Genomic DNA, 12,810 nt, shown 5'->3' with positions numbered 1-12,810 from the left:
ACCCACCACCCCGAGCCCCGACGGCCGCGCGCCTTGATCCACTCCAGCACGCCGAAGTGGCGGCATCGAAGCGGCCGGGACACCCCCACCTCGCCGAGCTGGCGGGCCGGGGAGACAAAAAGGCCTCCCGTGCACCCGGCAGAGCTCGCTTATCCTTGCTGCCTTCCGGCCCTGGGGAGGTTCACGAGATACCGCCGCACGGGAGGTGACGCCAAGCCTACCCGAAGCCGTGTGGATCTTCCGGGAGGGTGGGGTGGCCCACCGTCGCGGGACCTGTATCCTGGCTCGCGGAGGATTCGCCTAGAGGCCTAGGGCGCACGCTTGGAAAGCGTGTTGGGTTTACACCCTCACGAGTTCGAATCTCGTATCCTCCGCTCTCTTGAGCAGCAAGCGACAGGGCTGGCCCAATCAGGGCCGGCCCTTCGTCGTTCGGTGTCGCAACGGGTCGGCCGCCGTCACGCGGTGGCTGCGCTCACCGACGGACGCCCGAGGTATCTCGTCGGCGGCGCCGGCGCCTGACGTCAGCCGCTGACGTGGCGGAGGACGGCCAGGACGCGGCGGTTGTCGCCCTCCGAGGCCGGCAGGCCAAGTTTGGCGAAGATGTTCGCCACGTGCTTCTCCACGACTCCGGGCGTGATGACCAGGGCCGCCGCGATCCCGGCGTTGGATCGTCCCTCGGCCATCAGCGACAGCACCTCCCGCTCCCGCGGGGTCAGCGACGCCATCCCGGTGGTGTCCCGCCCGGCCCGCATCAGGTGGCCGACCACCTCCGGGTCCAGGGCGGTGCCGCCGGACGCCACCCGGGTCAGCGCGTCCACGAAGTCGGCGACGTCGGCGACCCGGTCCTTGAGCAGGTAGCCGACGCCGGTGGGCCGGTCGGCGAGCAGGCGGGTCGCGTAGCGGGTCTCCACGTACTGGGAGAAGACAAGCACGCCGACCCCGGGCTGGTCGCGCCGGACGTCGATGGCGGCGCGCAGCCCCTCGTCGGTGTGCGTCGGTGGCATCCGGATGTCGACGACTGCCACGTCCGGAACGAAGTCGGCGACCGCGGTCCGCAGCGCGTCCGCGTCGGCCACCGCCGCGCACACCTCGAAACCGCGGTCGGTGAGCAGCCGGACCAGCCCTTCGCGCATCATCGCGGCGTCCTCCGCGATCACCACCCGCATGTCGTCGTCTCCGTTCACACGTGCGTGGGCAGTTCGATCTCGACCCGGGTCGGACCGCCGGCCGGGCTGTGCACGCGCATCCGGCCGTCCACCACGGCGATGCGGCGGGCCAGGCCGGTCAGGCCGGGGCCGTCCGGGTACGCCCCGCCGACGCCGTCGTCGGTGACGGTGAGCGTCAGGCGCTCGGCGGATCCGCCGACGTCGAGCCCGACCCGGGTCGCCCGGCTGTGCTTGGCCGCGTTCGCGAGCAGCTCGGCGGCGCAGAAGTAGGCGATGGTCTCGATCGCGGGCGCCGGGCGGGCGGGCAGCTCGACGGTCACCGCGACCGGGACGGCGCTGCTCGTGCCGAGCGTCGCCAGCGCGTCACCGAGACCGTTGTCGAGGACCGGCGGATGGATGCCGCGCACCAGGTCGCGCAGGTCGGCGAGGGCGTCCTTCGCGCCCCGGTGGGCGAGCGCGACCAGTTCCCGGGCCTGCGCGAGGTCCGGTGGCGGGCCGTCCGCGCCGAGCTTCTCGGTCGCCATGCCGAGGTTCATCGCCAGCGTGGCCAACCGGATCTGCGCGCCGTCGTGCAGGTCCCGTTCCAGCCGGCGCATCATGGTGGCCGCGTCGTCGATCGCGCGGGCGCGGCTGACCTGGAGTTCGCGTACCCGCTCGGCGAGCCGGCGCGGGCCGAGCAGCCGGCGCATCGCGGCCACGTCCGCTGTCGTACCGGCCCGCATCAGCCACGGCGCGACGAGCAGCATGGCGAGGCCGGCCGCGGCGATGAGGAACGTGCCGGCGAGCGTCCGGGTGCCGATCGCGCCGAACGGCGTCAGCGCCCACACCGGGCCGAGGCGGGTGCCGGGTGGGTGGTTGCGGAACAGCGGCCACCACAGCGGGTAGCTCAGGTTGACCGGGCCGAGCACGTAGCAGAAGACGCCGTACCCCTGCGGGATGGCCAGTGGCACCTTGAGCAGGCCGTACCCGACGGCACGCCAGCCGGGCCCGTCGGCGACCAGGGCGCCGAGCCGCTTCGAGGGCCGCGGTGGTGGGGCGTCCACCCGCACGTCGAGCAACCGGTCCGCGAGCCGGCGGTGCATCGCGCCCGTCGCGCGCCCGATCGGGGCGGCCAGCACGACCAGGAGCGCGACGGTGAGTGGGAAGAGCACCAGGAAGATCGGCGCGACGACCGGCGCGGGCTGCCGGGACATGCCGCCGGTCGCCCGGAGGATGAGCGCGCCCAGGGCCGGCACGAGCGCCGGCACGGCCAGGATCACGACCGCGCTGAGCACGCCGACCAGGCAGAACACCGCCCGGCGCAGGGTCGGCCCGGTGAACGGGGCGCGCAGCGCGGTCATCGGCCCATTGTCGCCGCTCACGCGTCGCGCCGGCGGAGCAGTACGCCGCCGCAGAGGAGCGCCACCGCCGCGTACCCGCACATCAGCAGCACGCTCACCCAGCCGGCGAACAGCCCGGGTGTCGGCGCGGTCACCGCGACCGAGTTGAGCAGCATCAGCAGCGGGACGAAGCGGCCGACCCCGATGCCGTCCTCGCCGAACAGGCCGACCGCGATCGTCGGGACGAACATCAGCGCGAACAGCGTGCCGATCGCGGCGCCCGAGTGCCGTACCACAGTCCCGATGCCCACGCCGATCAGCGCGGTGGCGGCCAGGTATCCGCCGGTCAGCAGGACCGCGCGCAGGATCCGCGGGTCGCCGAGGGAGGCGGCCGGGATGGCGGTATCGCGGATCGCGAGCTGCCCGCCGAGATAGCCGGCGAAGCTGGCGAGCAGACCGACGGTGAGCGCCGCGCCACCGCACACCGCGGCCTTCGCGGCCAGGACGGTCCTGCGCCGGGGTACGGCGGCGAGCGTCGAACGGATCATCCCGGTGCCGTACTCGCCGGTCACCAGGAGGACGCCGAGCGCGCCGAGAAGGAGTTGGGCCAGGATGGCGCCGCTCAGGCTGTTGTTCAGGATCTGCGCGGTGGTGGCCACCGGTGTGTGCGACCGGTAGCCGAGTCCCACCCCGACGCCGGCCGCGGCCATCGCGGCCACCGACGCCCCGGCCAGCCACCACGTGGACCGGACGCTACCCAGCTTGATCCGTTCCATCCGGGCCGCGTGCCGGAATCCGTAGCCGCTCATGACACGTCCGTTCCGCGATAGTCGGTGGTTTGCGAGGTGAGCCGAAAGAACGCGTCCTCCAGGTTGTCGTGGCCGGCGGCGAGTTCGGCGACTGTCGTCTCGGCCAGCAGCCGGCCCCGACCGATCACCACCAGCCGGTCCGCGGTCAGCGCCATCTCGGCGATCAGGTGGCTGGACACGAACACGGTCCGGCCTTCGGCGGCGAGCCCGCGCAGCAGGTCCCGGATCCAGCGGATGCCCTACGGGTCCAGCCCGTTGACCGGCTCGTCGAGCAGGACGACGGCCGGGTCGCCGAGCAGGGCCACAGCGACGCCGAGCCGTTGGCGCATGCCGAGCGAGTAGGTGCCGGCGCGCCCGCTCGCCGCGTCGGTCAGCCCGACGACGCGCAGCACCCGTTCGACCCGGGAGGCGGGGATGTCGTTGCTGGCGGCCAGTGCGCTCAGGTGTGCGCGCCCGCTGCGGCCGGGGTGGAACGCCCCGGTGTCGAGCAGCGCGCCGACCGTCTTCAACGGCCAGGCCAGGTCCGGGTACCGGACGCCGTCGACAAGCGCCTCGCCGTGGTCCGGGGCGTCCAGGCCGAGGATCATGCGCATCGTCGTCGACTTGCCGGATCCGTTCGGGCCGAGGAAGCCGGTCACCGCGCCCGGCTGGACCCGGACGCTCAGCCCGTCGACGGCGACCCGGCTCCCGTAGCGTTTGGTCAGCTCACGTAGTTCGATCACACAGTCGACGCTAGGCAGCGCCGCCGGTGGTCGACAGCCGGAAACCATCCGGCTACGACCGGGGGTTTTCCACCATCCCCGTCGTACACATGTTCTATCCACAGCCTGTGGACGCACCTGGGGGATCGGATGAGTTACCAGCTCAGCGCCGTGGTCGCGGACGTCGAGCTGCTCCGCGAGCAGACCGCCGACCTGGACCACGCGGTGCTGGCCGCGCTCCGGCAGGACTTCGCGCTGCTGCCGGTCACCCCGCAGCTCGTGGCGGAGCTGACCGGCGCGCCGCCGGACTTCGCCACCGACGAGCCGTGCGCCGTGCGTCCGTTCCGGCTCGTCCTCTCCCCGCCGCTGGCGGAGCTGCTGGCCCGCTGGTCGAGGCCCGGCCCGGTGGCATACCTGGAGGCGGAGTTCGCCGGCGGGCTGGGCCACCAGGCGGCCGTGGTGTGGCTGGGCGGCGAGGTGAGCTGGGGGCCGCGCCACGACGGCGCGCTGGACCGGCCGCGCGCCGAGTGGCCGATCAACGCGGCGCTGGCCCGGCTGGGTGCCGAGCCGGGCGCGTGGATCGACCCGTTCGCCGAACTGGGCCTGCATCTGGAGCGCGACACGGACGGTTGGCTGGCGCACGGCCGGCGCGGGCTGTCCGCCGACTACTGGGACGAGTTGGCCGAAGAATGGGAATCGCGCCAATCCGGCCCGCACCAGCAACCTCTTCGCCCCGGTCCCGTTGGGGACTGGGGGATTACATGAAATCACGACAATTCGGTTTTATAGCCGCACTGCTGGTCGCCGCTTCCGCCACCGGGAGCGGCGTCCGTCCACAGGGACCGGACGTGGCGGCCCGGCCGGTCGGCGCCGCCGAGGTGGTCAGCCTGAACGGCCTGCGCAACGCGGAGTTCGGCGCCACCGAGGACGACCTGACCCGGCGTGGCCTGCTGCGCACCGACGAGGACGCCTGCGGGCCCACACTTGCCGGACACGGCTCGGTCAGCCCGATCTTCGTCGACGACCGGCTCGTCCTGCTCTGGCTCGACGACCCGATGACCACGCCGGAGGGGATCAGCGCCGGCACACCGGTCGGCGAGGTGCGCGCCGCCTACCCCGGCGCCGCCGCGCTGCCGGCGCCGCCCGGTAGCCACCGCTTCGCCGGGCTGCTGGCCCGCGACGGCGACCGCGGCTACCTGTTCCTGCACGACGGCGTCACCGTCCGAAAGATCATCGTCGGGTACGCGGACTGGGCCCGCCGCCTCTTCGACGAGGGCTACGGCCCCTGCTGACGACGAAGCGCCCGGGGATTCCGGGCGCTTCGGCGATTGGCGGTGGCGGCGGGATTTGAACCCGCGGAGGGCGTAAACCCTCACACGCTTTCGAGGCGTGCTCCTTAGGCCACTCGGACACGCCACCGCCGACGAGGGTACAGGACCACCGGCACGGACGCCGAGCCGGTATCCCGTCGGCCGGCCTGGCAGGATCTTTGTCATGAGTACGCACATCGGCGCTGAGCCGGGAGAGATCGCCGAGCGGGTCCTGATGCCGGGCGACCCGCTGCGGGCCAAGTGGATCGCGGAGACCTACCTCGAGGAGGCCCGCTGCTACACGACGGTGCGCGGCATGCTGGGCTTCACCGGCCGGTGGAACGGCGTCGACGTCTCCGTCCAGGGCTCCGGCATGGGCATGCCGTCCGCCTCCATCTACGCCCACGAGCTGATCAACGACTACGGCGTGCGGACGCTGATCCGGGTGGGCTCCTGCGGCGCCCTGACCGAGGACCTGCAGTTGCGGGACGTGGTGGCCGCGATCGGCTCGTCCACCGACTCGAACATGAACCGGATGCGCTTCGACGGGCTGATCGACTACGCCCCGGTGGCCGACTTCGGGCTGCTGCGTACCTCGGTCGACGTGGCCGAGCGGCGCGGCATCAGCATGCGGGTCGGCCCGATCCTGGCCGCGGACGCCTTCTACACCGACCGGCCGGACCTCTACGACACGCTCGCCGACTACGGCGTGCTGGCGGTGGAGATGGAGTCGGCGGCGCTCTACACCATCGCGGCGCGGTTCAAGGCCCGCGCGCTGACCATCCTGACCGTCAGCGACCACATCAAGACCGGTGAGAAGACCACGTCGCAGGAGCGTGAGCAGACGTTCGGCCAGATGGTCGAGATCGCCCTCGACACCGCCATCGCCTGACCGTCCCGTTTCCGCCCGCCCCCGCCACCCGCCCGGTGCCGGGGGCGGCGGCTTGTTAAGCGGGGGCCCCGCCTCTACCGGATGCGTTAAGCGGGGCCCCCGCCTTACCTGAAAAAGGCGCGCAGCAACGCGGCGCTCTCCGGTGCGAGGACGCCGCCGTACACCTCGGGGCGGTGCGGGAGGCGGCGGTCGCGCAGCACGTCCCAGAGCGAGCCGACCGCGCCCGTCTTCGGCTCCCACGCCCCGAACACCACTGTCGGTACGCGGGCCAGCGCGATCGCTCCGGCGCACATGGTGCACGGCTCCAGCGTGACCACGAGCGTGCAGCCGTCCAGCCGCCATCGGCCCAGCCGCCGGGCGGCGCGACGCAGCGCCAGCACCTCGGCGTGCGCGGTGGGGTCGCCGGTCAGCTCCCGCTCGTTGCGGCCGATCGCCAGTTCGGCGCCGTCGGGTCCGTAGAGCACCGCCCCGACCGGCACGTCGTCGACGCCTTCGGCGGGCGGCCCGCTGTCCGGGCCGGTCACCGCGACCTGAAGGGCCCGGCGCATCCACAGCTCGTGCCGCTGCCGGCGGCCCACCGTGCCCGGGTCGGTCAGCCCTTCGTCGGCGCCGGGGCCGGGACGCGACGTCCCCGCGGTCGCCAGCGCCGGGTCGGTGGCGTCGGCCGGCTCGGTGGCGCCGGGCGTCACATGCTCGCCGGGCTCAGACCTCACGCAGCTCCTCGACCTCGTCCGCGCAGCCGAGCACCTGGCAGATCTCGGCGGTCACGTCGGCCGGCATGTTGCCGTCGTGCGCGCAGAGCGCGAGCAGCTTCTGCGCCGAGATGCCCAGGTCGGCGAGGAGGTCGGCGTCGCCCACCGGGTCGGCCTCCGGGTCCACGGCCGGCTGCTCCTCGGTCTCGTCGTCGCCGCCGGACGGGCGCGGCTCGTCGACCTCCTCCAGGCCGGTGACCGAGGTCTTCAGGTCGCCGACGAGCAACGCGCCCAGCCGGGACTCCTCCGCGTACGCCGAGTCGGAGCCGAACACGCGCAGGTCCTCGCCCTCGTCCAGGCGCAGGACCACCAGGTAGGTGTCGTCCGCCTCGACGAACAGCAGCGAGATGTCCGCGTCCGGCTCGACGTCGCGCAGGCGGTCGGCCGCCTCCTCGATGTCGGTGATTCCCCGCAGGCTCACCTCGCCGGCGCTCCAGCCGCCGTCGACGCGCGCCACGGCAGCAGCGAAGTACGACACGGTCCCCCCAAACTGGCTTCGGCGGCACGCCGACAACTCACGCGATGCACGTTAACCGGTCGGGTCGGCGGGCGACCGGTCAACGCCCCGTAACGGGCCGGCCGTTCCTGGAGAAAGCCGGTCAGCCGGTGACGCGGCGACGCGTGGCGATCAGTTGGCGAAGACGCGCGCTGTGCGCCCGCTGCGGCCGTTCGCGCTGCTGAACCGCTCGGGCACCGGCCAACTCGGCGAGGATCTGAAGGCGTCGGCGGCTCCGATCGGGGTCGAGCCGCGGCGGTGTGGTCCAGGCCATACGGCGAGCGTGAACCGTCACCGCCCGTACGTCAAGATGGTCTTCGCTACGCAGCGAAACCGGCACCGAAGGTCACCAGAGCGGCCAGTCGCCGGTCTGCGCCCACCGCACGGCGACGACCGCCGCGGCGATGCTCCAGCCGCCGGCGATGACGATCGCCACGCCGGTGGCGACCCCGCGGTCGCCGTGTCGGACCAGCACCGCGGCCACCGCCCAGGCCAGCCCGCCGGCCAGCAGCGTCCACCAGGCGTATCCGGCCACGTCGCGGCCGACCAGCCCGAACAGCAGCAGCCAGGCGAACGTGACCACCGCGCCGATCGCGACGCCCGCGCCGGTGACCGGGTACGGCTCGCGGTAGCTGGGCCGCGTCGACCCGCCGGACGGGAAGAGCCCCGACGGGGTACGCGGCGGCGGGTGGAACACCGCCGGGCCGGTTTGCTCGGATCCGCCGTGCCACCCGTTCGCCACCGCTGCTCCCTCCCCTGGACCACGCCCGCGACATCACGCACAGTGACACCCCGTCGTGGGTGGGTCTCGGCGTTCGTTCCTACGGTAGTGGTCTGCCAGGATGATCGGATGCGCTCGCCATCGATCGGACGCCGCGCGCGTCCGGCGTACCCGGTCCTGCTGCTCGTCGCGGCGCTCGCCGCCGGGTGCGACCGGCCCGAAGCGCCCGCCGACGCGTGGCAGGATCCCAGCCCGATGGTGACCGCGGCGCAGCCTGCGGCGCCGACGGCGAGCCCGGCCACGTCCGTCGCCCCGACCCCGACCCCGACGCCGACGCCGACCCGCGCGGCGACGCGGCGGGTCTTCCCGGTCCGGGCCGGCAACATCGACTACCACCCGACGCACGGTGGCTATCCGGGCACCGACATCTTCGCCGACTGCGGTGAGCCGGTGGTGGCGGTCACCGACGGCGTGGTCCTTGAGGTGAGCCGGGTGGACCGGTTCGACAAGCGCGGTCCGCTGGGGCCGAACAACGGCGGCCTCTCGGTGTCGCTGCTCGGCGACGACGGGGTGCGCTACTACGGCTCCCACCTGAGCGCGATCACCGCCAACGTGGACGCCGGGGTACGCGTCCGCGCCGGGCAGCAACTCGGCAAGGTGGGCCGCACGGGCAACGCGAACAACGTGTGCCACCTGCACTTCGGGCTGTCGCCGAAGTGCACCGGCCACGACGACTGGTGGATCCGTCGGGGCGTGGTCTGGCCGGCGCCCTACCTGAACTCCTGGCGCAAGGGCAGCAACCGCTCCCCGGTCGCCGAGGTCACCGCCTGGCAGCGCAAGCACGGCTGTCCGAAGTCGCCGGGTCGCTCCGGCTCGGGCGGGTGACCCGACGCGCGGTCCGCCGGCGCACGGCGGGCGGCCGGAGCGCGTAGGTTCCAGGGCATGAGTGCCCGGGATCCCATCGCCGACCTGCGCCGGATCGCGTTCCTGCTGGAGCGGGCGAACGAGGCCACCTATCGGGTACGGGCGTTCCGGTCGGCGGCGAACGCGCTCGGCGCGCTGCCGAGCGGCGAGGTGGCCGAGCGGGCCCGCACGGGGAAGCTGACCGAGCTGGCCGGCGTCGGTGACGTCACCGCCCGTTGTGTGGCCGAGTCGTTGGCCGGCGAGGAGCCGGTCTACCTGCGCCGGCTGCTGGCCACCGAGGGCACCGACCTGGACGAGGAGGCGGCGAAGCTGCGGGACGCGCTGCGCGGCGACTGCCACAGCCACTCGGACTGGTCCGACGGCGGCTCACCGATCGAGGAGATGGCGCTGGCCGCGGTCGAGCTGGGCCACGAATATCTGGTACTCACCGACCACTCGCCCCGGCTCAAGGTGGCCCGGGGGCTCACCGCGGACCGCTTGCGCCGGCAGCTCGACCACGTGGCGGCGGTCAACGAGGCGTTGCCGAAGGGCTTCCGCATCCTCACCGGCATCGAGGTCGACATCCTCGCCGACGGTTCGCTCGACCAGACCGACGAGCTGCTGGCCCGGCTGGACGTGGTGGTCGGCTCGGTGCACAGCGGCCTGAACGACGACCGGGCGAAGATGACCCGCCGGATGCTCACCGCGGTCGCCAACCCGCACCTGGACATCCTGGGGCACTGCACCGGCCGGATGGTGTCGTCCCGGCCGGCCGGCGTGACCGGCCCGGGTGACAAGGGACACCGGGCGCGTACCCGCAAGGAGAGCGACTTCGATCCGGATGCCGTCTTCGCCGCGTGCGCGGAGCACGACGTGGCCGTCGAGATCAACTCGCGGCCGGAGCGGCAGGACCCGCCGAAGCGGCTGATCCGCCGCGCCCTGGAGGCCGGCTGCCGGTTCGCCATCGACACCGACGCGCACGCCCCCGGGCAGCTCGACTGGCAGCGCTTCGGCTGCGAGCGCGCGGCGCGCTGCGGCGTACCGGCGGACCGGGTGGTCAACACCTGGACCGCCGACCGCCTGGTGAGGTGGACGACGAGCCGGGGCTGAGCGGTCAGCCCCGGACGGCCGCCTGGATCACCGGATCGCCGGCAGGCGCCGGCTCGGACTCCGGGACGGCGGCCGGCACCGGCTGCGCGCCGGGGCGACGCCGGCCGAACAGGCCCTGCGCGACCGCCACGCCGACAAGCACGACGAACGCCCCCACCGGCTGGTGCCAGTTCGTCCGTTCGCCGAGGACCACGGCGCCGACGAGCACCGCGAAGACCGGGATCAGGTACGTCACGGTGGACGCCGTGCTGGCGCCGGCCAGCCGGATGTTCCGCATGTTGATCACGAAGGCCAGCCCGGTGCCGAGCGCGCCCAGCGCGAGCACGCTTCCCACCACCCGCCACGACAGGCCGGTCGGCACCGGCGGGGCACCGGCCACGAACGGTGCGACAAGCGCGAGCTGCGCGCTCGCCACGAGCAGTTGGGCGGCCGACAGCGACAGGCCGGAGTGCGTGCTGCCGGCGATGAACCTCTTCTGGTAGGGGATCGCCAGGCCGTAGCAGGCCGCCGCGCCGAAGCACATGAGCTGGCCGGTGAAGTGGGCGCCGCCGACGCCCTCCCAGACGCCGAGCACCACGAGCACGCCGACGAAGCCCAGCGCCAGCCCGACCGCCCGCCGCGCGGTCAGCCGTTCGGTGCGGAACACGAGCACCGCCATCGGCAGCACGATAAGCGGCGTGGTGGCGTTCCAGATGCCGGCGAGCATGGACTCGACCCGCTGCTCGCCGAAGCCGAACAGGGTGAACGGCAGCGCGACGCCGAACGCGGCCACCACCAGCAGGTGGGCCCAGATCCGGGGCTCGCGGGGCAGCCGGTCGCGCAGCACGGCCAGCACCACCAGCAGCGTGGCCGCGCCGGTGGCCACCCGGTAGAGGGTGAGGTGCACGGGATGCAGCTCGCTCACCCCGACCTTGATGAAGAGGAAGCTGGAACCCCAGATCGCGGCAAGTGCGACGAACCCGGGCAGCCAACTGCGCAGTGGCGCCCGGTCAGGAGCGGTCTCGACGGTCACCCCTGACACTCTGCCCCTCGGGTACGACGAAGTCGCGCGAAAATCGGACGTGGTGTCGACCGCCACAGCAACCGACCTACAGTGGGAGCGTTGACCGGTCGAGGAGGTGACACGTCGATGGCCATGCCCATGCGTTTCGATCCGCTCGTCGATTTCGACGGCATGTGGACCACCGGGCTCGCCGACCGTTACCTCCCGTTGCGCGAGTTGCCGAGCACGCGCTACGAGTGCATCGACGGAAGGCTGGTCATGACCCCCGCCGAGACCGCCACCAACAGCTATGCCGAGGGTGAGTTGATGCACCTGCTCAAGCCGGCAGCGAAGGAGGCCGGCTACTACGTCTTCGGCCAGGTGAACCTGACCTTCACCCCCGACCGGTGGATCCAGCCCGACCTGACCATCCTGCACACGTTGCCCGGGACCGACCAGGAGGACCGCTGGATCCCGGCCCGGCTGTGCACCATGGCGGTGGAGTTCGTGTCGCCGGGCAGTCGACGCCAGGACTTCGTGGACAAGCCGCGTCGCTGCGCCGAGGCCGGGGTGCCGTACTTCATGCGGGTGCAGATCGCCCGCCAGATCCGGCACGTCGGCGTCGAATTCCTGACGCTCGACGACGGCGGCTACGTCGGCACGGCCCAGGCCGTCAGTGGCCAACGACTCAAGCTGGACCTGCCGTTCCCGATCGACTTCGATCCGGCGGACCTGCTGCCCTGACACGGCGAACACGCTCGACACCGGGGCGGTCCGGTCACGTAGGGTCGCCCCGTGGGACGAATCGATGACCTCGCCAACCGATACGTGGCCCAGTGGGCTCCGCTGAGCCCGACCGGCGCCACCTACGTCGGCATCGCCGGCTACGACGACCAGCTCGACGACCTCTCCCCCGACGGGTACGCGGCCCGCGCCGAACTGACCCGGCGCACGCTCGGCGAACTCGACGTCATCGAGCCGGAGACCGAGGCGGAGCGGATCGCCCAGGAGGCGATGCAGGAACGCCTCGGGCTGGAACTCGCCCGGTACGACGCCGGCGAGCTCACCAGCGAGGTCAACGTGATCTCCAGCGGGCTGCACGAGCTCCGGATGGTCTTCGACCTGATGCCGACCGACGGCGAGGAGGCGAAGGCCAACGTGGCCGCCCGGCTCAACCGCTTCGCGTCGGCGCTCGACGGCTACAAGCGCACGCTCCGCGAGGCCGCGGCGGTCGGCCGGGTCAGCTCACAGGTGCAGTTGGTCGAGGTCGCCAAGCAGTGCGACGCCTGGGTCGACCCGGACGGCGACAACTTCTTCCACGGCCTGGTCGAACGCCTCGACTCCGACGGCCCGCTCGGCGCCGAGCTGCGCAAGGGCGCCGCCGCCGCGACCGCGGCCACCGCCGAGTTCGGGCACTTCCTCCGCACCGAGCTGGCCCCGGAGGGGCGGCAGAAGCAGGCCGCCGGCCGGGAGCGCTACGAACTGGCCTCGCAGTACTTCCTCGGCGCGAAGGTCGACCTGGACGAGACGTACGCCTGGGGTTTCGCGGAGTTGGCCCGTCTGGAGGCCGACATGCGGACGGTGGCCGGGCGGATCGTCGGCCCCGGCGCCACGATCGACGACGCGGTCCGCGCGCTCGACGCCGACCC

Annotated in this window: 14 protein-coding genes, 2 tRNA genes, 1 other RNA gene and 1 pseudogene; 8 read left to right on the top strand and 10 right to left on the bottom strand. The window is 72.9% G+C overall.

Going from position 1 to position 12,810, the window contains the following annotated elements:
- Positions 1 to 118: 118 nt before the first annotated feature.
- An RNA gene (ffs, locus tag O7602_RS00090) (signal recognition particle sRNA small type) lies at positions 119 to 208 on the bottom strand.
- A gap of 81 nt (positions 209 to 289) precedes the next feature.
- Here ffs and O7602_RS00085 point away from each other — a divergent pair.
- Positions 290 to 374: transfer RNA gene (locus tag O7602_RS00085), tRNA-Ser, on the top strand.
- Positions 375 to 521: 147 nt separating this feature from the next.
- Here the strand turns inward: O7602_RS00085 and O7602_RS00080 are convergent.
- The 4 genes and pseudogenes from O7602_RS00080 to O7602_RS00065 form a co-directional block, all read right to left on the bottom strand.
- A complete protein-coding gene (locus O7602_RS00080) occupies positions 522 to 1,166 on the bottom strand; it encodes a response regulator transcription factor (RefSeq protein WP_281586160.1) in 645 nt (214 codons plus the stop codon).
- Positions 1,167 to 1,180: 14 nt separating this feature from the next.
- Positions 1,181 to 2,506: a sensor histidine kinase gene (locus O7602_RS00075; protein ID WP_281586158.1), complete on the bottom strand. Its 1,326-nt coding sequence runs from the start codon at positions 2,504 to 2,506 to the stop codon at positions 1,181 to 1,183.
- Positions 2,507 to 2,523: 17 nt separating this feature from the next.
- Positions 2,524 to 3,294, bottom strand: coding sequence for an ABC transporter permease subunit (locus O7602_RS00070; RefSeq protein ID WP_281586156.1), 771 nt, complete (start codon positions 3,292 to 3,294; stop codon positions 2,524 to 2,526).
- A 74-nt stretch (positions 3,295 to 3,368) separates the two neighbouring features.
- Positions 3,369 to 4,016: pseudogene (locus O7602_RS00065) on the bottom strand (ATP-binding cassette domain-containing protein); the annotation flags it as partial.
- Positions 4,017 to 4,145: 129 nt separating this feature from the next.
- Between O7602_RS00065 and O7602_RS00060 the strand changes: the two are divergent.
- Entirely contained in the window at positions 4,146 to 4,760 is a 615-nt protein-coding gene (locus tag O7602_RS00060; protein ID WP_281586154.1) for a hypothetical protein, read from the top strand.
- Complete coding sequence (locus O7602_RS00055; protein ID WP_281586152.1) at positions 4,757 to 5,287, top strand: hypothetical protein; 531 nt, start codon at positions 4,757 to 4,759, stop codon at positions 5,285 to 5,287. Before O7602_RS00060 ends, O7602_RS00055 begins: the two co-directional genes overlap by 4 nt.
- A 37-nt stretch (positions 5,288 to 5,324) precedes the next feature.
- Here O7602_RS00055 and O7602_RS00050 read toward each other — a convergent pair.
- Positions 5,325 to 5,414 (bottom strand) — tRNA-Ser (locus O7602_RS00050).
- 75 nt (positions 5,415 to 5,489) lie between these two features.
- On the opposite strand from O7602_RS00050, the gene deoD reads away from it, so the two are divergent.
- Positions 5,490 to 6,197 (top strand): purine-nucleoside phosphorylase, encoded by a 708-nt coding sequence (deoD, locus tag O7602_RS00045; RefSeq protein ID WP_281586150.1) that lies wholly within the window; start codon positions 5,490 to 5,492, stop codon positions 6,195 to 6,197.
- Positions 6,198 to 6,301: 104 nt separating this feature from the next.
- Here the strand turns inward: deoD and O7602_RS00040 are convergent, their stop codons facing one another.
- The 3 genes from O7602_RS00040 to O7602_RS00030 all read right to left on the bottom strand — a co-directional run bounded on the left by O7602_RS00040 (position 6,302) and on the right by O7602_RS00030 (position 8,142).
- A complete protein-coding gene (locus O7602_RS00040; RefSeq protein ID WP_281590639.1) occupies positions 6,302 to 6,745 on the bottom strand; it encodes a nucleoside deaminase in 444 nt (147 codons plus the stop codon).
- Positions 6,746 to 6,899: 154 nt separating this feature from the next.
- Positions 6,900 to 7,427 (bottom strand): tRNA adenosine deaminase-associated protein, encoded by a 528-nt coding sequence (locus O7602_RS00035; RefSeq protein ID WP_281586148.1) that lies wholly within the window; start codon positions 7,425 to 7,427, stop codon positions 6,900 to 6,902.
- Positions 7,428 to 7,791: 364 nt separating this feature from the next.
- Positions 7,792 to 8,142 carry a hypothetical protein gene (locus tag O7602_RS00030; RefSeq protein ID WP_281590637.1) on the bottom strand — a complete coding sequence of 117 codons (351 nt, stop codon included), beginning with the start codon at positions 8,140 to 8,142 and terminating at the stop codon, positions 7,792 to 7,794.
- A gap of 153 nt (positions 8,143 to 8,295) precedes the next feature.
- Here O7602_RS00030 and O7602_RS00025 point away from each other — a divergent pair, with 153 nt between their 5' ends.
- Positions 8,296 to 9,051 carry a M23 family metallopeptidase gene (locus O7602_RS00025; protein ID WP_281586146.1) on the top strand — a complete coding sequence of 252 codons (756 nt, stop codon included), beginning with the start codon at positions 8,296 to 8,298 and terminating at the stop codon, positions 9,049 to 9,051.
- Positions 9,052 to 9,108: 57 nt separating this feature from the next.
- The gene (locus tag O7602_RS00020; protein WP_281586144.1) at positions 9,109 to 10,179 is read left to right on the top strand and encodes a PHP domain-containing protein; all 1,071 of its coding nucleotides are present in this window, start codon (positions 9,109 to 9,111) and stop codon (positions 10,177 to 10,179) included.
- Between the two features lie 4 nt (positions 10,180 to 10,183).
- Here O7602_RS00020 and O7602_RS00015 read toward each other — a convergent pair whose 3' ends face one another.
- Entirely contained in the window at positions 10,184 to 11,191 is a 1,008-nt protein-coding gene (locus tag O7602_RS00015; protein WP_281586143.1) for a DMT family transporter, read from the bottom strand.
- A gap of 117 nt (positions 11,192 to 11,308) precedes the next feature.
- Here O7602_RS00015 and O7602_RS00010 point away from each other — a divergent pair, with 117 nt between their 5' ends.
- The gene (locus O7602_RS00010; protein WP_281586141.1) at positions 11,309 to 11,905 is read left to right on the top strand and encodes a Uma2 family endonuclease; all 597 of its coding nucleotides are present in this window, start codon (positions 11,309 to 11,311) and stop codon (positions 11,903 to 11,905) included.
- Positions 11,906 to 11,956: 51 nt separating this feature from the next.
- Positions 11,957 to 12,810 (top strand): DUF885 domain-containing protein (locus O7602_RS00005; protein ID WP_281586162.1); only part of this gene is annotated, 854 nt, incomplete at its 3' end.

This window comes from Micromonospora sp. WMMD1128, assembly GCF_027497235.1.
Classification (GTDB): Bacteria; Actinomycetota; Actinomycetes; order Mycobacteriales; family Micromonosporaceae; genus Micromonospora.
The sequence above is the reverse complement of the archived record's forward strand: the minus strand, read 5'-3'. Positions and strand labels throughout refer to the sequence as shown.